This window comes from Streptomyces sp. NPDC048106 (genome assembly GCF_040706415.1).
GTDB lineage: Bacteria > Actinomycetota > Actinomycetes > Streptomycetales > Streptomycetaceae > Streptomyces.
In genome coordinates, this window is sequence record NZ_JBEZND010000023.1 from 90,543 (window position 1) to 110,158 (window position 19,616).

Below are 19,616 nucleotides of genomic sequence, written 5' to 3' on the forward strand. Positions count from 1 at the left end.
ACGACGCATTGACTAGGCTCTGAGGAGTGCCGCAGATTCCCGAGAAGATCCATGAGCTGACCGTCGGCCAACTGGCCGCGCGCAGTGGTGCCGCCGTGTCCGCGCTGCACTTCTACGAGTCCAAGGGGCTGATCACCAGCCGCCGCACCCCGGGCAACCAGCGCCGCTTCAGCCGGGACACGCTGCGCCGGGTGGCGTTCATCCGCGCGGCGCAGCGGGTGGGGATCCCGCTCGCCACGATCCGCTCCGCGCTGGCCGAGCTGCCGGAGGAGCGGACGCCCACGCGGGAGGACTGGGCGCGGCTGTCCCGGACGTGGCGGTCGGAACTGGACGAGCGCATCACGCAGCTGAACCGGCTGCGGGACCATCTGACCGACTGCATCGGCTGCGGGTGTCTCTCACTGGACACCTGTGTGCTGTCCAACCCGGACGACGTGTTCGGCGAGCGGCAGACGGGGTCGCGGCTGATGTCCGAGAAGCGCTGAGTCCGGCCGCCGGGGTGCCCGCGGGGCGCCGCCCCCGTCACTCGTACTCGGTGCCGCCCTTCCGCGTCAGATACGCGGGGCTCACCGCCTTGGCGATCGCGCGGCCCCCGGTCACCGGGCTGTACCGCTCGGTGGACGGCCGTATCACCACGCCCTCGCGCACGTGCAGGCCGCGGCCGGACACGGTCTCCCGGCCGCTCGCGAGGGACAGCACCCGCTCGATGTCGTACGGCCCGCTGTACAGCCGGGGCACCACCGGCAGCTCGCCCTCCAGCAGGGCGGTGTCCAGCCAGCGCACGGTCCCGTCGATCTCCGCCGAGAGGTCGAACGCCGCGTACCCCAGCGTCTCCCGCCGGCCGTCCGCGCCGTACGTCAGGTCCTGGACCCCCGCCCCGAAGACCTCCCCGAAGACGCCGACCCGGCGCGCCCCGAGCCGCTCGGCGAGCCGGGCGGCGGCTTCGGCGACGCCGTGGGCGTGTACGGCCCGCCAGTACAGGTTGCGGGGGTCCTCCCGGAGCGCGAGCGACTTGGCGCCGAAGCCCTTGGAGGAGACGTGCACCCGCCCCTCGTCGGCGACGTACGTCAGCAGGCACGCCGAGCCGTGCAGCTTCTCGGTGAGCACCACCGGCTCGCCGGGCGTGAAGATGTCCGGGTACCGCTGGATGTTCTCGATGTCGACCCAGGGCAGCAGCTCGGGCGCCGCCTCCACCTCGCCGTTCATGGTGGGCGGGATCGGGGGCACCCATTTGGTGATGCCGAGCCGCTCCGAGAAGTCCGTGCCCGCCGCCGCGGCGGCCGCGAGATCGACATCGGCGAGCGCCTTCGGTCGGCACACGATGCCCTGCGACAGCTCACCGCGCAGCCGCACCGCCCTGACCCGGTCGGCCGCGGTCCCCGCGAGCCGCCCGGTCAGCCCCAGCTCCTCGATCAGCCCCTCGGGGAGCACCGCCTGCTCGGGGATGTAGACGGCCACCTCCCCGGTGCGGAACACCCCCTTGGCCACCACGGCCCGGTACAGCCCCACCTGCGCCAACTCCAGCGCGTCGGCGTTCGGGTGGTCATGGACGGTCAGCACCTCGGCGGTCACCCGCAGCGTGGACATGAGGATCCCCCTACGTGTCGGCTCCAACTCCCGCCACTATCGCGGACGTCAAACACCTGGAACGACCGAATTCCCGCCTGCTACCGTCCCTCCGGCAGCCACCACCGCGCACGTCTCCGGGACCCGCGCCTCGGTTCCGGGCACCATGACTGCCGTCCGATCGCCCGACCGCCGGATCCGTCGGGGCTGATGCAGCCCCGCCGATGACGCCGGTGCGCTCGGGGGCGCGGCATCCCCTGCGCGGCCCCCTGGACGGTCCCCCTTCCGCGGTCTTCGCCGGCTGGTCAGGCCGGCAGCAGCAGCCGGCCACGCCTGACGTACGCCAGCGCCTGCGGGGAGAGCACCGGGCGCGGCACGAGTATCCCGCAGTCGCCGCACACCGGTCCGGAGGACGGCTCGTGGTCGAGGCCGTACTTCCAGACGAGCCGGTCGGCACCGCACACCGGGCAGCACGCGCCCGGCTCGCGCTCCAGCGCGTCGATCAGCCTGCGCAGCACCTCGGCCAGCGGGGCCGAGGGGTGCACCCGCGGGTCGTCGCACCAGGCGACCCCGAAGCCGCCCCAGGTCAGCCGGTGCCAGTCGTCCACGCTGCCCGGCCGGCGCAGCCCGTCGTGCTTCTCCCGCCTGCGCCGCTCGGTGAAGTCGCCCTCGTAGCCCAGCCAGACGGAGCGGGCCTCCTCCAGTTCCTCCAGCGCGGCCACGAGCCGCGCCGGGTCGGGGGAGCGGTCCTCGGGACCGAATCCGGCCCGCGCGCACAGATGGTCCCATGTCGCCCGATGCCCGTAAGGGGCGAACTTCTCAAGGCACTTGCGCAGCGAGTAGCGCCGCAGCGCCAGATCGCAGCCCGGATCGCGTACCTGTCTCGCCAGACTCCGGAAACCGGCCATCGCCCTGCACCTCCGTCACACCTGCACCTGTATCGCGGCCACTTCGGCGTCGTCGTACGGACGTCGCCTGATAGACGTGTCGACAGACGCTTCGGATCCGTCTCGTCTTCTCGCGGTTGTTCTCCTGGGCCTTCCTGCGAACTCGAAAACATGACGCATGTTCATCTTCAACTTCGGGGATACCGGCGGTAACGTTCGCGCACCCCACTCGCTAGGAGCTGCCATGCCACGGCGAACCGCACGGACCGCCCTCGACAGAGTGAGAACGTCCCGCCGACTCCCCGGGTTCCTGAAGACCGCGTCGGTATGCGTTCTGATAGCCGGACTTGTCTCCCCGCTCACCCAGACCGCGGCGAGCGCCGCGACCCCGAGCGCCACCGTGACCGCCTCGAACGACTACTGCGGCGGCCAGTGTTCGGACATCGTGCCGCCCGGTGAGAACGGCAACGCCACCCTCGCGCAGATCCTCCTCAACCAGGCCTTCGGCACCCTGCCCGCGCACTCCGAGGACCAGCTCGCCCCGTACGCCAACCTGGCCACGGGCTACAAGAGCCTCAGTGACACGACCATCAACAGCTTCTTCAACGACGCCTCCTTCGGCGTCCCGTCCGACCAGGTCGCCTCGACGGAGAAGCCGAACGGGCGCGGCGACGTGACGATCGTGCGCGACAAGAAGACCGGTGTGCCCCACATCACCGGCACCACCCGCTACGGCACCGAGTTCGGCGCCGGGTACGCCGCCGCCGAGGACCGGCTCTGGCTGATGGACGTCTTCCGGCACGTCGGCCGGGGCCAGCTCACCTCCTTCGCGGGCGGCGCCGCCGCCAACCAGGGCCTGGAGCAGGAGTTCTACCGCAACGCGCCCTACACCGAGGCCGACCTCCAGGCGCAGATCGACCGCGTCATCGCGAACAACGGCGCCCGCGGCCAGCAGGCCCTCGCCGACGCCAACGCCTACCTGGACGGCATCAACTCCTACATCGACGCCTCCGACAGCGGCCTCTACTTCCCCGGCGAGTACGACCTGACCGGCCACAAGGACGCCATCACCAACGCCGGCACCATCGACCACTTCAAGATCACCGACCTGGTGGCGCTGGCCTCCGTCGTCGGCTCCCTGTTCGGCTCCGGCGGGGGCGGCGAGGTGAACAACGCCCTCTCCCTGATGGCCGCGCAGAACAAGTACGGCGTCGAGGAGGGCACCAAGGTCTGGGAGTCCTTCCGCGAGCGCAACGACCCCGAGGCGGTCCTCTCCGTCCACGACGGACAGAGCTTCCCCTACGGCACCAAGCCCGCCACCGCCAAGGGCCAGGCACTGCCCGACGCCGGCTCGGTGACCCAGGAGCCGCTGGTCTACGACCGCAGCGGCAGCGCGACCACCGCGGCGGCCGAGACCGCCTCCACCACCGCGGCGAAGACGGACCTCGGCTCCGCCCGGCGCGGGATGTCCAACGCCCTCGTGGTGAGCGGCAGGTACACCGCGAGCGGCCATCCGATCGCCGTCTTCGGACCGCAGACCGGCTACTTCGCCCCGCAGCTCCTCATGCTCCAGGAGATCCAGGGCCCCGGCATCAGCGCCCGCGGCGCCTCCTTCGCGGGCCTGAGCATGTACGTCGAACTCGGCCGCGGCCAGGACTACTCCTGGAGCGCGACCACCTCCGGCCAGGACATCATCGACACCTACGCCGTCGAGCTGTGCCAGGACGACTACCACTACCTGTACCACGGCACCTGCACCGCCATGGACAAGGTGGAGCAGAAGAACTCCTGGAAGCCCACCCTGGCCGACAGCACCGCCGCCGGGTCGTACACCATGCGGGTGTGGCGCACCAAGTACGGACCGGTGGAGTACCGGGCGACCGTCGGCGGCAAGAAGGTCGCCTACACCGCCCTGCGCTCCTCCTACCAGCACGAGGCCGACTCCATCATCGGCTTCCAGATGCTCAACGACCCCGGCTACGTCAAGGGCCCCCAGGACTTCCAGAGCGCGGCGCAGCACATCAACTTCACCTTCAACTGGTTCTACGCCGACTCCCAGCACACCGCCTACTACAACAGCGGTGACAACCCGGTCCGCGCCGACGGCGTCGACTCCGAGTTCCCGGTGTGGGCGCAGCCCGCGTACGAGTGGAAGAACTGGAACCCGGACGTCAACACGGCCGACTACACCGCGCCCGCCGCCCACCCCAACTCCGTCGACCAGGACTACTACATCTCCTGGAACAACAAGCAGGCCAAGGACTACACCACCGCCTCCTGGGGCGACGGCTCCGTGCACCGCGGCAACCTGCTCGACGACCGGGTGAAGAAGCTGGTCGCGGCCGGCGGGGTGACCCGCGCCAAGCTGGTGCAGGCCATGGAGTCCGCGGCCGTCACCGACCTGCGGGCCGAGGACGTGCTGCCCGAACTGCTCCAGGTGATCGGCTCCTCGCCGGTGACCGACACCACGGCCGCGGCCGCCGTGAGCAAGCTCCAGGCCTGGTCGAGCGCGGGCGCCCAGCGCACCGAGACCTCCGCCGGCTCCAAGACCTACGCCGACGCCGACGCGATCCGCATCCTGGACGCCTGGTGGCCGCTGCTGGTCAAGGCGGAGTTCCAGCCCGGCCTCGGCGGCGACCTGTACAACGCGCTCACCGCCAACCTGGCCGTCGACGAGGCCCCGTCCGCCGGACACGGTCCGACCGGCTCGCACGCCGGAAGCTCCTTCCAGTACGGCTGGTGGAGCTATGTCGACAAGGACATCCGGTCGGTGCTCGGCCAGAGCGTGCAGGGCCCCCTCGCCGAGAAGTACTGCGGCGGCGGGAACCTCGGCTCCTGCCGGGACGTCCTGATCAGCACCCTGAAGCAGGCGGCCCAGATGACCGCCGCCCAGGTCTACCCGGGCGACGATCTCTGCTCCGCCGGCGACCAGTGGTGCGCCGACTCGATCGTCCAGCGCGCGCTGGGCGGCATCAAGCACGGCAACATCGGCTGGCAGAACCGGCCGACGTACCAGCAGGTCGTGGAGTACACCTCGCACCGGTGACATCCGGTCCGAACGGGCGGTGACTGGCGGCGGGTCAGACGATCCGGCCCGCCGCCAGCACCACCCGCGCCAGTTCCGGGTGCAGGATGTCGCTGTGCGCCCCGGCCGGCGGACCGCCCCGGCGGACCACCGCGGCCGCGTCCACGTTCACGCATCCCGACGCGGGCAGCCGGCCCGCCAGGGCGCCGGCCAGGTCCAGCCGGGCCGTGCCCGGCACCGCCTGCACCCCGTCATGGCCCATCGCGCCCCACCGGGGCCCCAGGACGGCCGCGACCGCGTTGCCCAGGAAGGACCGGTCGTCCCCCGCGAGGCGCGAGGCGAGCGGATAGAACGTGCCGAGCGCCGCGTCGAAGTGCGAGTGGCAGCACACCAGCGGGCCGTCGATCCGCCCCTGCAAGCCCTTCAACGCGCCCGAGCAGTGCGGGTCGTCGGGCAGCCGCTCGGCGAACGCGTAGTGGGAGAAGGCCCCTTCGAGCAACGTCACGGACTTCACCGAGCGCGCCGTGCCGGGCAGCCCGCGCAGCGCGAACGACACCAGCCGCCCGCCGAAGCTGTGCCCGACCAGGTGCACCCGCACCCCGGGCGCCGTGGCCGCCAACTTCCCGAGCAGCGGCCCGAGTCCGCGCTCGCCGACGCTGCCGGCCCGTCCCTTCATCGTGTAGTACGTCGCCTGCCGCAGCAGCTCCTTCGCGCCCTCCCAGGGGTTCGGCAGGCTGAACCCCTCGGCGCCGTCCGGCGCCGCGGCCGCGGCCAGCGCGTCGGCGAACTCCGCGCAGACGGTGGCAGGTTCCCCGGTGAACACGGCCGGCTCGCCCTGCTCGTCGGTGTCGGCCGCCGCGGGCCCCGCCCCGTCCAGCAGCAGCCGCACCAGCCGCCCGAACTCCGTCAGCCCGGCGTCACCGTCCGGCCGTTCGTCCAGGAGCCGGGCCAACTGGTCGACGACGCTCGCCCGGTCCGGGAAGGCCGCGAGCAGCGCGCGCCGGGTGTCCTTGTCCAGCGGCGGGCCGGGCGCCGCCTCCGCCTCCGTCGCCACCACCGACTTCGGGAAGTCGGGGATCGGCTCGTCGCTGAACCGCATCGACGGCCAGATCACCCCCGCGTACCCGAGGCGCGCCTTGGGCGCGAGCGCCGGGAAGGGGGCGAAGAACCGGCGGTACAGCGCGGTCGCGGCCGACCGGTCCTCGTTCCAGCCGTGCGCGAAGACGACCAGGTCACGGACGCCGTGTTCCGTGACCTGGGCCAGCAGGCGATCGCGTTCGGGCGGGTCGGCGTCCCCGTTCGCGTCGAAGGTCAGCTCCCAGTAGGGAGACACGCTCATCCCAGGATCCGCCATGCCAGGCTCCCTCGCCCCGCGGAAACGATGCGTTACCGGTTGTGATGGTCCCGCGACGGAGCGAAGTTGACCAGCCCTCGCGCATCACCCGTACAGCAGATATTCCTTTCGAATCCGGCGGAACGCGGCCAGCTCCTGCTGCCAGGCGCCCACCACCTCGTCGGTGTCCGCGCCCGCGTCGATCATGGTGCGCACCCGGTCCGAGCCGGTGAGCTTGTCGATCCAGTCGTCCGACCGCCAGGCGAAGCCGTCCCACACCTGCCGCGCGGTCACCAGCAGGGCGATCCCGGTGCGCACGGGGTCGTAGGCGGCCCGGTCCGTCACATGGATCTGCACCCCGCCGACCGTTTTGCCCTCGAACTTGGAGAAGGTGGGCGCGAAGTACGCCTCGCGGAACCGCACCCCGGGCAGCTCCAGCCGGTTCGCGGCCGCCGCCCAGCGGCCGTCGATGCCCTCGGCGCCGAGGAGTTCGAACGGCCGGGTGGTGCCGCGGCCCTCGGAGAGGTTCGTGCCCTCGAACAGGCACGTGCCGGAGTACACCAGCGCCGTGTCCGGGGTGGGCATGTTGGGGCTCGGCGGCACCCAGGGGAGGCGGGAGGCGTCGTAGAAGTCCGTGCGCCGCCAGCCCGTCATCCGCACCGTCTCCAGCGGGACGGGCGCGGCGAGGAACTCCTCGTTGAACAGCCGGGCCAGCTCCGCGACGGTCATGCCGTGCGCCTGCGCGATCGGCTGTCGGCCGACGAACGTGGCGAACTCCTTGTGCAGCACCGGGCCCTGGGCCGCGCGGCCGGTGACGGGGTTCGGGCGGTCCAGCACGACGAAGCGCTTGCCGGCGAGCTGAGCGGCCTCCATGCAGTCGTACAGCGTCCAGATGTAGGTGTAGAAGCGCGCGCCGACGTCCTGGATGTCGAAGACGACGGTGTCGACGCCGGCGGCGGTGAAGACGTCGGCCAGCGGCCGGCCGCTCTTGAGGTACGTGTCGTAGACCGGCAGGCCCGTCTCCGGGTCGTCGTAGCGGCCTTCGGAGCCGCCGGCCTGGGCGGTGCCGCGGAAGCCGTGCTCCGGGCCGAAGACCGCCGTCAGCTCGACCAAGGGGCTTTCGTGCATGACGTCGACGATGTGCCGGGCGTCCCGGGTGATGCCCGTGGGATTGGTGACGATGCCGACGCGCCGGCCCTCCAGAAGCCGGTAGTCGTCGGCCGCGAGTCGCTCGAAGCCGGTGTGGAAGGCGTCCTGGTGGCGCGGGACCGTGGTCGGTACGGCCGCCAGGGTGGCCGTGGCCAGGAGGTTTCTTCGGGAGAGGTGCACGGGGCCTCCGTGGGTGCGGAAGTTGCGGGCCTCTAGAGGTTGGTGCGATGGCCCTTCCTTCACACATACCGACCGGTTAGTCTGGCCGCGCCGAGCCGAGTCACGTCGTGTCGAAGGAGACCGATGGTGGAAGCCATGCAGGATGCGGGAGTCGTCGTCACCGGAGCCGGTGGGGGGATCGGGGCCGCGCTGGCCAGGCGGTTCGCCGGGGCCGGTGCACGGGTCGTGGTGAACGACCTCGACGGGCAGAAGGCGAAGGCGGTGGCCGAGGAGATCGGCGGGATCGCCGTGCCCGGGGACGCCTCCGCGATCGTCGAGGACGCGCGGGACGCGCTCGGCGGGACCGTCGACATCTACTGCGCCAACGCCGGGGTCGCCTTCGCGGACGGCGACCTCGCCGGGCCGCTGGACGCCAAGTCCTGGGCGCTGACCTGGGACGTCAACGTGATGGCACACGTCCGCGCGGCCCACGCGCTGCTGCCGCACTGGCTGGAGCGGGGCAGCGGCCGGTTCGTCGCGACCGTGTCCGCAGCCGGGCTGCTCAGCATGGTCGGCGCCCCCTCCTACACCGTGACCAAGCACGGAGCCTATGCCTTCGCCGAGTGGCTGTCCCTGACGTACCGCCACCGGGGTCTGAAGGTGCACGCGATCTGCCCGGAGGGCGTGCGCACCGACATGCTCGCCGCCAGTGGCAGCGCGGGCGAGGTGATGCTGGCGCCGACCGCGATCGAGCCGGCGGACGTGGCGGACGCGCTGTTCCGGGGCATCGCGGAGGACCGCTTCCTGATCCTGCCGCACCCGGAGACCGCCGACCGCTTCCGGGGGCGCGGGGCGGACCCCGAGCGCTGGGTGGCCGGCATGAACCAGATCCAGCAGAAGGTGGAGGAGGTGTCGTGAGCGAGTCCCCCTACGCGTCCAGGCCCTGGCTGGCCCTGCTCGACGACGCCCAGCGCGCCCCCGTCGACCCCGCCGACTCGCTGGTGCACGCCCTGCGCGCCGCCGTCGCCGAGGCCCCCGAGCGCACCTTCCTGAGCTACTTCGACGCCCGGCTGAGCTACCGCGAGGTGGACGAACTCAGCGACTCGGTCGCCGCGCACCTCGCCGCGCGCGGACTGGAGCGCGGTGACCGGGTGGCCGTCCTCCTCCAGAACTCCCCGCACTTCGTGCTCGCCGTGCTCGGCGCCTGGAAGGCGGGCGCGACCGTGGTGCCGGTCAACCCGATGTACAAGTCGGCCGAGGTCGCCCATGTGCTGCGGGACGCCGAGACGGCCGCGCTGATCTGCTCCGACCGGGCGTGGGAGTCGTACCTGAGGGAGACGGCCGCCGGCTCGCCGGTGCGGATCGTGCTCACCGGGTGCGAGCTGGACTTCCAGACCCGCGGCGACGAGCGGGTGCTGGCCTTCGAGCGGCTGCCCCAGGCCCCCGACGCGGAGGACCTGGTGGCCGTGGCCCGGCAGGGCGGCCGGGCGCCCGAGGGACGCCTGCCGGAGCCCGGCGACATCGCGCTGATCAGCTACACCTCCGGGACCAGCGGCACCCCCAAGGGCGCCACCAACACCCACGGCAACATCATGTACACCGCGGAGCGGCAGCGGACCGGGCTGCCGCTGTCCGAGGCGCCGGTCTACTTCGCGCTCGCGCCGCTGTTCCACATCACCGGCATGGTCGTCCAGTTCGGCGGCTGTCTGAACAGCGCGGGCACCCTCGTGCTCGCCTACCGCTTCGAGCCCGGCGTCGTCCTGGAGGCGTTCGCCGAGCACCGCCCGCAGTTCACCGTCGGCCCCGCCACCGCCTTCATGGCGCTCGCCGCCCACCCCGGGGCGGGACCGGAGCACTTCTCCTCCTTCGTGCACCTCGCCTCCGGCGGCGCCCCGCTGCCGCCCGCGCTGGTGGACGGGTTCCAGGAGCGGTTCGGGGCGTACATCCGCAACGGGTACGGGCTCACCGAGTGCACCGCCCCCTGCGCCTCCGTGCCGACCGCCCACCGGGCGCCGGTCGACCCGGTCTCCGGGACGCTCGCGGTCGGGCTGCCGGGACCGGACACGCTCGTACGGATCGTGGACGACCACGGCGCGGACGTGCCGTTCGGCGAGCAGGGCGAGATCGTGGTGCGCGGGCCCCAGGTGATCCCCGGCTACTGGCGGCGCCCGGACGCGACCGCCGAGACCTTCCCCGGGGGCGAGCTGCACACCGGCGACATCGGGTTCATGGACCCGCAGGGCTGGCTCTACGTCGTGGACCGCAAGAAGGACATGATCAACGCGGCCGGGTTCAAGGTGTGGCCGCGCGAGGTCGAGGACGTCCTGTACACCCACCCGGCGGTGCGCGAGGCGGCCGTCGTCGGCGTCCCGGACGGCTATCGCGGGGAGACCGTCAAGGCGTACCTCAGCCTGCGCCCGGGTGCCGAGGCGGACCCGGATGAGATCGCGGTGTACTGCAAGGAGAGACTGGCGGCCTACAAGTATCCGCGCCAGGTGGAGATCCTGCCCGAGTTGCCCAAGACCTCGAGTGGGAAGATCCTCCGCCGGGAACTGCGTTCCCGAAACGGCCGGGAACGGCAGGACTAGCGCGGGACCGAGCGCGGGACCAGCGACATCAGCGACATCACGGAAAGGCAGGTGGCGGCAGTGCCCAGGACGACGGACGGCGACGGAGCCCCTGTTCCGCAGCGGCTTCTGGCCGCCGCCACCCGGCTCTTCGCCGAGCAGGGCTACGACCGGACCTCCGTGCAGGAGATCGTGGAGGCGGCCGGCGTGACCAAGGGGGCGCTGTACCACTACTTCGGCTCCAAGGACGACCTGCTGCACGAGGTGTACGCGCGCATGCTCCGCGTCCAGCAGGAGCGGCTCGACCACTTCGCGGGCATGGACGCGCCCGTGGAGACGCGACTGCGCGGAGCGGCGGCGGACGTCGTGGTGTCGACCATCGAGAACCTGGACGACGCCTCGATCTTCTTCCGCTCCATGCACCAGCTGAGCCCCGAGAAGTTCAAGCAGGTACGGGCCGAACGGCGCCGCTACCACGAAAGGTTCCGCGCGCTCATCGAGGAGGGGCAGAAGTCCGGCGTCTTCTCCACCGCGACCCCGGCCGACCTGGTCGTGGACTACCACTTCGGCTCCGTCCACCACCTGTCCACCTGGTACCGCCCGGACGGACCGCTGAGCCCCCAGCAGGTCGCCGACCACCTCGCCGACCTGCTGCTGCGGGCGCTGCGTCCCTAGGGCCTCTCGTTTGGATCACGCCGGGCTGATCCAAACGAAAGACCCTAGGGGTGATCCCAGAGCACGCGTGAGGGGCGGCCCCGCGGCGGGCCGCCCCTCACCCGTGTCCGCTCACAGGTACTGCTTCAGCTCCCGCCGCGCCAGCGACCGCTGGTGCACCTCGTCCGGGCCGTCGGCCAGCATCAGGGTGCGGGCGGAGGCGTAGAGCTCGGCCAGCGGGAAGTCCTGGCTCACCCCGCCCGCGCCGTGGAGCTGGATCGCCCGGTCCAGGATGGCGACCACCGCGCGCGGCGTGGCGATCTTGATGGCCTGGATCTCGGTGTGCGCGCCCCGGTTGCCGACGGTGTCCATCAGCCAGGCCGTCTTCAGCACCAGCAGCCGCAGCTGCTCGACCGTCACCCGGGCGTCGGCGATCCAGTTCTGCACCACGCCCTGCCGGGCCAGCGGCTTGCCGAACGCCGTACGGGACACCGCCCGGCGGCACATCAGCTCGATCGCCCGCTCGGCCATGCCGATCAGCCGCATGCAGTGGTGGATCCGGCCGGGGCCGAGCCGGGCCTGCGCGATGGCGAAGCCGCCGCCCTCCTCGCCGATCAGGTTGGCCACCGGCACGCGCACCCGGTCGAAGACGACCTCGGCGTGGCCGCCGTGGGAGTGGTCCTCGTAGCCGAACACCCGCATGGCCCGCCGGACCGTCACACCGGGGGTGTCGCGCGGGACCAGGACCATGGACTGCTGGCGCCGGATGTCCGCGCCGTCCGGGTCGGTCTTGCCCATCACGATGAAGATCTTGCAGTCCGGGTTCATCGCCCCGGAGATGTACCACTTGCGGCCGGTGATGACGTACTCGTCGCCGTCCCGCTCGATGAGGGTGGTGATGTTGGTGGCGTCCGAGGAGGCCACCTCCGGCTCGGTCATCGCGAACGCGGAGCGGATCTCACCGGCGAGCAGCGGCTCCAGCCACTGCTTCTTCTGCGCCTCGTCGCCGAACTGCGCCAGTACCTCCATGTTCCCGGTGTCGGGCGCGGCGCAGTTGGTCGCGGTGGGCGCCAGGTGCGGGGAGCGGCCGGTGATCTCGGCGAGCGGCGCGTACTGGAGGTTCGTCAGCCCCGCGCCGTACGCGGTGCCGGGCAGGAAGAGGTTCCACAGCCCCTGCCTGCGCGCCTCCGCCTTCAGCTCCGCCACCACCGGCGGGGTGTCCCAGGGGGAGGCGAGGGCGGCCCGCTGCTCCTCGGCCACCGGCTCGGCCGGGTAGACGTGCTCGTCCATGAAGGCGAGCAGCCTGGCCCGCAGCTCCTCGGTGCGCGCGTCGAACGAGAAGTCCATGGCGTCAGCCTTCCTGAAGGGTGGTCAGTCCGTGGTCGATGAAGACGGGCACCAGCTCGCCGATCCGGTCGAAGCCGCGGCCGACCGTCTGGCCCAGCGTGTAGCGGTAGTGGATGCCCTCCAGGATCACGGCGAGCTTGAAGAAGGCGAACGCCTCGTACCAGGAGACGGCCGACACGTCCCGCCCGGAGCGCGCCGCGTAACGCTCGATCAGCTCCCGAGGCGCCGGGTGACCGGGCGCCTCGGCGGTGGTGGAGACGGGCGAGTCCGGCATGTCCAGGGAGCGGCTGTACATCACCAGCAGACCGAGGTCGGTCAGCGGGTCGCCGAGCGTGGACATCTCCCAGTCCAGGATCGCGGTGATCTCGTCGTCCGCCCCGATCAGCACGTTGTCCAGGCGGTAGTCGCCGTGGACGACGGCGGCGGCGGGCGAGAGAGGGAGCCTGCGGCCCAGTTCGGCGTGCAGTTCGTCGATGCCGCCCAGCTCGCGGCTGCGGGAGGCGTCAAGCTGCTTGCCCCAGCGGCGCAGCTGCCGGTCCAGATAGCCCTCCGGGCGGCCGAAGTCGCCGAGGCCCACCTCGGCGGGGTCCACGGAGTGCAGCTCGACCAGTGTGTCCACCAGGGAGAACACCGCCTTGCGCACCCGCTCCTCGCCGAGCGGCGCGAGCTGCGCGGAGGTGCGGTAGGGCGTGCCCGCCACGAACTCCATCACGTAGAACGGCGCGCCGAGCACCTCCTCGTCCTCGCACAGCAGCACCGGCGCGGGGACCGGTACGGAGGTGGGGTGCAGGGCGCTGATCACCCGGTGCTCGCGCTTCATGTCGTGCGCGGTGGCGAGCACATGGCCGAGCGGCGGGCGGCGCACGACCCACTTCGAGACGCCGTCGGAGAGCGCGTAGGTGAGGTTCGACCGGCCGCCCTCGATCAGCCGTCCGCTCAGCGGCCCCCGCACCAGCCCGGGGCGTTCCCGCTCCAGCAGGGCGCGCAGCCGGTCCAGGTCGAGTCCGGGCGGGTGGTCGGCGCTCATGAGTCACTCCTACGAACGGTCGCGTACAGGACCCGACTCATGATGCCGACCGGTCGGTATGTCGTCCAGTGCGTGCGGCGAAGACGGCCGGAAACGTGACGGGGGCCACGGGCGGCCCCATGGCCCGGAGCACCGGCGGCGGGGGCCTCAGCGCGCGGCGCGGAACTCCGCGAGCCGCTCGTACGCCGCCAGCCCGTCCGGCACCCACTCCCACTCGCCGAGGCGTGCCTCGACCTCCTCGTCGGTGAGGAAGTCGTGCCACTGCACCTCCTCCGCCTGCGGGTTCACGGGCAGGTCGCAGCGCACCTCGTACACCGCCGACCACCAGGTCTTCCCGGCGCCGTCGTCGTAGAGGAACTTGAAGAGGTACGCCGGCCGGGGCAGTCCGGAGACGCCCAGCTCCTCCTCGGCCTCCCGCAGCGCCGCCTCGTCGTAGGACTCGCCCGCGCCCACGACCCCGCCGACGAACGGGTCGTACAGGGACGGGAACACCAGCTTGGTCGCCGTGCGCCGGTGCACGAAGAGCCGGCCGGCCGCGTCCCGGGCCTGGATGAAGACGCAGCGGTGGCGCAGCCCGCGGTCGTACACCTCGCCGCGCGGCAACTGCCCGACGACGCGGTCGTGTTCGTCGACGATGTCGAGGATCTCGTCAGCAGGGTTCATGCCCTCATCCAAGCACGGGGCCGGGCGCGGCAGGGCGCGATGCCGGGGGAGCCCCGGACCAGGGGCTCAGCGGCGCTGGAGTTCGTGGGCCGGCGGCTCCGACTCCGTGGTGCCGCACGGCATCGCCGGGTGCATCCCGAGCAGCACGATGGCCGCCACCACGGCCGCGAGCCCGGCCGCCTCCCACGCCAGCGCCCCGGTGTCGGTGCGCAGCCGGTCGCCGAGGAAACCCACCCCGCACAGGATGCCGGCGAGCGGCTCGGCCGCGGTGAGCGCGGGCAGCGACATCCGCAGCGGCGCCGTCTCGAACGCGCTCTGCACCAGGACGAGTCCGGTGACCCCGCAGGCGAGCACGCCGTACGGCTGCCAGCTGGTGAACAGCTCCGCGAGGCCGCCGCCGGAGAACAGGGTGCCGCTCACCCGGGTCAGCGCGTCCTGCACCCCGTACAGCAGCCCGGCGGCCAGGGCCAGCAGCGCGGCGGTCCAGTTCAGCCGGGAGCGTTTGGCGTACGCCGTCAGGGCCAGGGCCGCGCCCACCACCACACCGATGATCAGCCAGTGCCGCAGCGGATCGGCGACGGCACTGCCCGCCCGGGGCTCACCGGCCGTGATGAACGCGCTCACCCCGCCCGCGAGCAGCAGCAGCCCGGCCCAACCCTGGCGCCCCAGCGGCTGTTTGGTCTGGTACCGGGACAGCGCGAGCGCGAACAGCAGATTGGTCGCGAGCAACGGCTCCACCAGCGAGATCTCGCCCTTGCCGAGGGCCACGGCGCCCAGCACCATGCCGGCCACCATCAGCCCGAGGCCGCCCAGCCAGCGCGGCACCCGCATCAGGTCGAGCAGCAGCCGGAACGACAGGAAGTCGCTCAGCGGCGCCCGTTGCGCGGCGTTCTGCTGGAGCACGAAGCCGAGGCCCAGACAGCAGGCCGCGCTCACGGCGAGGAGGAGAACCAGAACCGACACGCTGCGTACCTCGATCATCCGGCCGGACCACGGACGCGTAGTGGCCGACTGTAGCGCTCCCGGGACGCCATTGCCCCGGAAGGACCCGGAAAGGGGTGGTTGCCCCGCCATGGTCGGTGCCCGGGGCGCGGGGCGCCATGGCGTACGCCACACCACCCGGCACGGCGCCATGGCGTACGCCACACCACCCGCCACGGCGCCGTGGCGTGCGCCACAGCGACGCCCCCCGAGCCGGTTCCGGGTCCGCCCGCCAGCCGGTCACGTATCCGCCGTATACCCCAATCCCCCTGCCGGGAACGGTAGTTGACGCCATGAACATCCCTGTTCCGCTTGACGCAAACCTTGGCCTGCGGCTTTGCTGTGTGTGATCGGCCGATGGCAGCCCGAGAAACAGGAAGTGCCGCGGTGTCACCACTCCCGCCCCCGCTCGTCGTGCGCCGGGCCCGCACGGACCGCTCCGGCGCCACCGCCCCGGACCTCCCCGGCGCCTGTGACCACGCCTTCGACGACGCCGAACTGGGCGCCGCCCGCGCCGCGTTGCTCCAGGGCCGCCGGCAGGCCGCCCGCTCCCTGCTGCTGCGCACCGGCGACGACTGGGACCGCCGGGGCCACCGGCTGACCGTGCTCGCCCGGGAGCCGTACGCCGCCGCCCACGCCGCCGACTGGCTCCAGGCCGAACCCGCCTCCCCGGACGCCGCCGCGCTGCTCGCCCTCGCCCGCGTGCAGCGCGCCCTGCGCGGCCGGGAGGACCCCGAACGGGCCCGCGAGGCCTGCGCCCGGGCCGCCGCGCTCGCCCCCGCCGACCCCGTCCCCTGGCTCGGCCTGCTCCGCCTCGCCCGCACCCTCGGGCCCGAGCACGAGGTCCTCGACGTCTTCGCCGAGGTGCGCCGCCGCCACCCCGAGCACCACCACGCCCACCATCTCCTCGTCGCCCGCCTCGCCGAACGGCCCTCGGGCGGGCGGTACGAGTCCCACGAGGTGTACGAGCTCGCCGAGCGGGCCGCCGCCGAGGCCCCCGCCGACTCCCCGCTGGCCGTCCTGCCGGTCGTCGCCCTCGCCGAGCGCTACCGGGTGCTCGCCGCCACCGGCCTCGTCCCGGCCGACCCCGCCGCCTCGGGACACTGGGGCGGGCCGCGCGCCCGCCGGATCCTGCGCGCCGGCTTCGACTGGTGGCTGGAGTGGGAGCACGACGAACATCCCCGCCGCCACATCGACCTCAACCACCTCGCGCTCGCCCTGTCCTGCGCCGGCCGCCCGGCCGAGGCCGCCGTCCTCTTCCGGCGCATCGGCGTCCACGCCACCCGGGCGCCCTGGTGCTACCCGCACCGCGACCCGTGGGCCGCCTTCCGCGCGGCCCGCGCCCGCGCGGGCGCCCTCGCCCCGGCTTCCTGACGGGGAGTCCTGGTCACACCGCGCATCCGGTGTTCGAATGAAGGGGTGAACCCCGAACCCCCCGAACCCCCCGAGGACCGGGACGGCACCCCCGTCGGCCGCCGCGTCTTCCTCGGCACCCTCGGCCTGGGCGCCCTCGGCGTGCTCGCCGCGCCCGCCCTGCAACGCGCCCTGGACGGCCTCGCGAGCAAGGACCCGACGGGCCTGACCGGTCTGCTGCCCAACGGCGGCGGCTTCCGCTACTACTCGGTCGCCGCCTCCGTCCCGGACAAGAACGCCACGGACTACCGCCTGACCGTCGGCGGGCTGGTCGACCACCCCCGCGCCTACACCCTCGCCGACCTGCGCGCCCTCCCGCAGACCCGGCTGGTCAGGGACGTCCAGTGCGTCACCGGCTGGCGGGTCCCCGGCACCCCCTTCGAGGGCGTCCGCCTGAGCGACCTGCTCGACGCCGCGGGCGTCCGCCCCACCGCCAGGGCCCTGCGCTTCACCTGCTTCGACGGCACCTACACCGAGAGCCTCACCCTCGACCAGGCCCGCCGCCCGGACGTCCTGGTCGCCCTGCGCATGCAGGACAAGGACATCGGCCACGACCACGGCGGCCCGGTACGCCTCTACGTCGCCCCCATGTACTTCTACAAGTCCGCCAAGTGGCTCTCCGGCATCACCGTCACCGACCGCGTGCGGCCCGGCTACTGGGAGAACCTGGGCTACGACGTCGACGCCTGGGTCGGCCGTTCGAACGGACGCACCGATGAGCCTACGAGCTGACACCCCGGCCCGCCCCGCCGCCCGCGTCCGCCGCTTCTCCCGGGCCGAGCGCTGGGTGCACCGGACCACGGCCGCGCTGATGGGCGTCTGCGTGGTGACCGCGGCCGTCCTCTACATCCCCCAGCTCGCCGTCCTGGTCGGCCGCCGCGCACTGGTCGTCCGGGTCCACGAGTGCGCGGGGCTCGCGCTGCCCGTCCCCGTCCTGCTGGGCCTGGCCTCCCGCGCCTTCCGCGCCGACCTGCGCTTCCTCAACCGGTTCGGCCCGCACGACAGGCTCTGGCTGCGGGCCGCCCTGCGTCGCGACCGGCGCCACGAGGCGCGCCCGGCGGGGAAGTTCAACGCCGGGCAGAAGATCTACGCCGCCTGGATCGCCGGCGCGAGTCTGGTCATGCTCGGCACCGGCCTGCTGATGTGGTTCACCCACCTCGCCCCGCTGGTCTGGCGCACCTCGGCCACCTTCGTCCACGACTGGCTGGCCCTCACCATCGCCGTCGTCCTCGCCGGCCACATCGGGATGGCGCTGGGCGACCCGGAGGCACGGGAGGGGCTGCGCACGGGAACGGTGAGCGAGGAGTGGGCGAGGCGGCGGCACCCTCTGTGGCGCCCGCGCCCGCGCTCGTGAACGGGCCCGCGCTCGTGAACGTGAACGGGCCCGCCCCTCCTCGATCTGCGCGATCGAAGAGGGGCGGGCCGTCGGTGTCGTAGCGCCGTCCGTCACAACAGCAGCGACAGCACCAGCACCAGCGCGCCACCGACCACCGACAGGATCGTCTCCATGATCGACCAGGTCTTGACGGTCTGGCCGACGCTGAGCCCGAAGTACTCCTTGACCAGCCAGAACCCGGCGTCGTTGACGAAGCTGAAGAAGAGCGAACCGGCGCCGATCGCCAGGACCAGCAGAGCGGTGTGCGTGGTCGACATGCCGGTCGCGAGCGGGGCGACCAGGCCGGCCGCCGAGACCGTCGCCACCGTCGCCGAGCCGGTCGCGAGCCGGATCACCACGGCGATCAGCCAGGCCAGCAGCACCGCCGGGATCGACCAGTCCTTCGAGACGTCCAGGATCATCTGGCCCACGCCGCAGTCGATCAGCGTCTGCTTGAAGCCGCCGCCCGCGCCCACGATCAGCAGGATGCCGGCGATGGGCATCAGGCCCTTCTCCACCGTGGCCTGGAGCCGCTCCTTGCTGAACCCGGCGGGCCGGCCCAGCGTGAAGAAGCCGACGATCACGGCGGCCAGCAGGGCGATCAGCGGGGCGCCGATGACGTCGAAGGCGCGCTGCGTGGTGTCGGTGGGGTCGTCGATGACGATGTCCACCAGCGCCTTGAGCAGCATCAGCGCCACCGGCAGCAGGATGGTGACGAGCGTCGCGCCGAAGCCCGGACGGCGCGTCAGCTCCTGCGCGGGGCGCTGCGGCAGCATCCGCTCGGGCGCGGGGACGTCCACCCAGCGGGCCGCGACCTTCGAGAACAGCGGACCGCCGACGATCACCGTCGGGACGGCGACCAGGATGCCCAGCGCCAGGGTCACGCCCAGGTTGGCGTGCAGCGCGGAGATCGCGACCAGCGGACCGGGGTGCGGCGGGATCAGGCCGTGCATCACGGACAGACCGGCGAGCGCCGGGATGCCGATGCGCATCAGGGAGTAGTTGCCGCGCTTGGCGACCATCAGGACCACCGGGATCAGCAGCACGATGCCGACCTCGAAGAAGATCGGCAGCCCGATCACGGAGGCGATGAGCACCATCGCCCACGGCATCGCCCGGCCCTTGGCCTTGGCGAGGATCGTGTCCACGATCTGGTCCGCGCCCCCGGAGTCGGTGAGCAGCTTGCCGAGCACCGCGCCCAGCGCGATCAGCACGCCCGTGCTCGCGACCGTGGAGCCGAGGCCGGTGGTGAAGCTGGTGAGCACCTTGTCGAGGGGCGCTCCGGCGGCCGCGCCGAGCGCGAGCGACCCGATGGTCAGCGCCAGGAAGGCATGCAATTTGAACTTGGTGATCAGCAGGACGATCACCGCGATGCCCACCAGGACGGCGATGCCCAACTGGGCGTGGCCTGCGGTGGAGATCGGCGGAGGGGTGTCCGCTGCCAGCATCTCGACGCTGAGTCTGGTCACG

Annotated in this window: 17 protein-coding genes; 8 read left to right on the top strand and 9 right to left on the bottom strand. The window is 72.4% G+C overall.

Features of this window, described 5'->3' with window-relative positions; translation table 11 throughout:
- Positions 1-26 precede the first annotated feature (26 nt).
- Positions 27-485, top strand: coding sequence for a redox-sensitive transcriptional activator SoxR (soxR, locus tag AB0927_RS23315; protein WP_366669605.1), 459 nt, complete (start codon positions 27-29; stop codon positions 483-485).
- Positions 486-522: 37 nt separating this feature from the next.
- Here the strand turns inward: soxR and AB0927_RS23320 are convergent, their stop codons facing one another.
- Together AB0927_RS23320 and AB0927_RS23325 are read right to left on the bottom strand one after the other, a co-directional pair.
- Positions 523-1,587, bottom strand: coding sequence for an RNA ligase (ATP) (locus AB0927_RS23320; protein WP_366669606.1), 1,065 nt, complete (start codon positions 1,585-1,587; stop codon positions 523-525).
- Between the two features lie 284 nt (positions 1,588-1,871).
- Positions 1,872-2,474 carry a hypothetical protein gene (locus AB0927_RS23325; RefSeq protein ID WP_366669607.1) on the bottom strand — a complete coding sequence of 201 codons (603 nt, stop codon included), beginning with the start codon at positions 2,472-2,474 and terminating at the stop codon, positions 1,872-1,874.
- A gap of 223 nt (positions 2,475-2,697) precedes the next feature.
- Between AB0927_RS23325 and AB0927_RS23330 the strand changes: the two genes are divergently transcribed.
- Complete coding sequence (locus AB0927_RS23330; protein ID WP_366669608.1) at positions 2,698-5,499, top strand: penicillin acylase family protein; 2,802 nt, start codon at positions 2,698-2,700, stop codon at positions 5,497-5,499.
- Between the two features lie 34 nt (positions 5,500-5,533).
- On the opposite strand, the gene AB0927_RS23335 is transcribed toward AB0927_RS23330, so the two are convergent.
- Both AB0927_RS23335 and AB0927_RS23340 read right to left on the bottom strand, forming a co-directional pair.
- The gene (locus AB0927_RS23335; protein ID WP_366669609.1) at positions 5,534-6,832 is read right to left on the bottom strand and encodes a serine-threonine protein kinase; all 1,299 of its coding nucleotides are present in this window, start codon (positions 6,830-6,832) and stop codon (positions 5,534-5,536) included.
- An 84-nt stretch (positions 6,833-6,916) separates the two neighbouring features.
- The gene (locus AB0927_RS23340) at positions 6,917-8,140 is read right to left on the bottom strand and encodes a DUF1343 domain-containing protein (RefSeq protein ID WP_366669610.1); all 1,224 of its coding nucleotides are present in this window, start codon (positions 8,138-8,140) and stop codon (positions 6,917-6,919) included.
- Positions 8,141-8,263: 123 nt separating this feature from the next.
- On the opposite strand from AB0927_RS23340, the gene AB0927_RS23345 reads away from it, so the two are divergent.
- Genes AB0927_RS23345 through AB0927_RS23355 form a run of 3 tightly spaced genes read left to right on the top strand, consistent with a single transcriptional unit; the run spans position 8,264 to position 11,361 of the window.
- Positions 8,264-9,037, top strand: coding sequence for an SDR family oxidoreductase (locus AB0927_RS23345; protein WP_366669611.1), 774 nt, complete (start codon positions 8,264-8,266; stop codon positions 9,035-9,037).
- A complete protein-coding gene (locus AB0927_RS23350) occupies positions 9,034-10,707 on the top strand; it encodes an AMP-binding protein (RefSeq protein ID WP_366669612.1) in 1,674 nt (557 codons plus the stop codon). The genes AB0927_RS23345 and AB0927_RS23350 overlap by 4 nt, the downstream gene beginning before the upstream one ends.
- Before the next feature lie 60 nt (positions 10,708-10,767).
- Positions 10,768-11,361 (top strand): TetR/AcrR family transcriptional regulator, encoded by a 594-nt coding sequence (locus AB0927_RS23355; RefSeq protein WP_366669613.1) that lies wholly within the window; start codon positions 10,768-10,770, stop codon positions 11,359-11,361.
- 111 nt (positions 11,362-11,472) lie between these two features.
- Here the strand turns inward: AB0927_RS23355 and AB0927_RS23360 are convergent, their stop codons facing one another.
- The 4 genes from AB0927_RS23360 to AB0927_RS23375 all read right to left on the bottom strand — a co-directional run bounded on the left by AB0927_RS23360 (position 11,473) and on the right by AB0927_RS23375 (position 15,340).
- Positions 11,473-12,687 (bottom strand): acyl-CoA dehydrogenase family protein, encoded by a 1,215-nt coding sequence (locus AB0927_RS23360; RefSeq protein WP_366669614.1) that lies wholly within the window; start codon positions 12,685-12,687, stop codon positions 11,473-11,475.
- 4 nt (positions 12,688-12,691) lie between these two features.
- Positions 12,692-13,714 carry a phosphotransferase family protein gene (locus AB0927_RS23365; RefSeq protein WP_366669615.1) on the bottom strand — a complete coding sequence of 341 codons (1,023 nt, stop codon included), beginning with the start codon at positions 13,712-13,714 and terminating at the stop codon, positions 12,692-12,694.
- A 147-nt stretch (positions 13,715-13,861) separates the two neighbouring features.
- Positions 13,862-14,377: an NUDIX domain-containing protein gene (locus AB0927_RS23370; protein WP_366669616.1), complete on the bottom strand. Its 516-nt coding sequence runs from the start codon at positions 14,375-14,377 to the stop codon at positions 13,862-13,864.
- 66 nt (positions 14,378-14,443) lie between these two features.
- Entirely contained in the window at positions 14,444-15,340 is an 897-nt protein-coding gene (locus tag AB0927_RS23375; protein WP_366669617.1) for a DMT family transporter, read from the bottom strand.
- Positions 15,341-15,745: 405 nt separating this feature from the next.
- On the opposite strand from AB0927_RS23375, the gene AB0927_RS23380 reads away from it, so the two are divergent.
- The 3 genes from AB0927_RS23380 to AB0927_RS23390 are packed head-to-tail and all read left to right on the top strand — an operon-like array spanning position 15,746 to position 18,125.
- Positions 15,746-16,732 (top strand): hypothetical protein, encoded by a 987-nt coding sequence (locus AB0927_RS23380; RefSeq protein WP_366669618.1) that lies wholly within the window; start codon positions 15,746-15,748, stop codon positions 16,730-16,732.
- Between the two features lie 45 nt (positions 16,733-16,777).
- A complete protein-coding gene (locus AB0927_RS23385) occupies positions 16,778-17,503 on the top strand; it encodes a molybdopterin-dependent oxidoreductase (RefSeq protein WP_366669619.1) in 726 nt (241 codons plus the stop codon).
- Positions 17,487-18,125 (top strand): cytochrome b/b6 domain-containing protein, encoded by a 639-nt coding sequence (locus AB0927_RS23390; RefSeq protein ID WP_366669620.1) that lies wholly within the window; start codon positions 17,487-17,489, stop codon positions 18,123-18,125. Before AB0927_RS23385 ends, AB0927_RS23390 begins: the two co-directional genes overlap by 17 nt.
- A 92-nt stretch (positions 18,126-18,217) precedes the next feature.
- On the opposite strand, the gene AB0927_RS23395 is transcribed toward AB0927_RS23390, so the two are convergent.
- Positions 18,218-19,615, bottom strand: coding sequence for a gluconate:H+ symporter (locus AB0927_RS23395; protein ID WP_366669622.1), 1,398 nt, complete (start codon positions 19,613-19,615; stop codon positions 18,218-18,220).
- Between the last annotated feature and the right edge of the window lies 1 nt (position 19,616).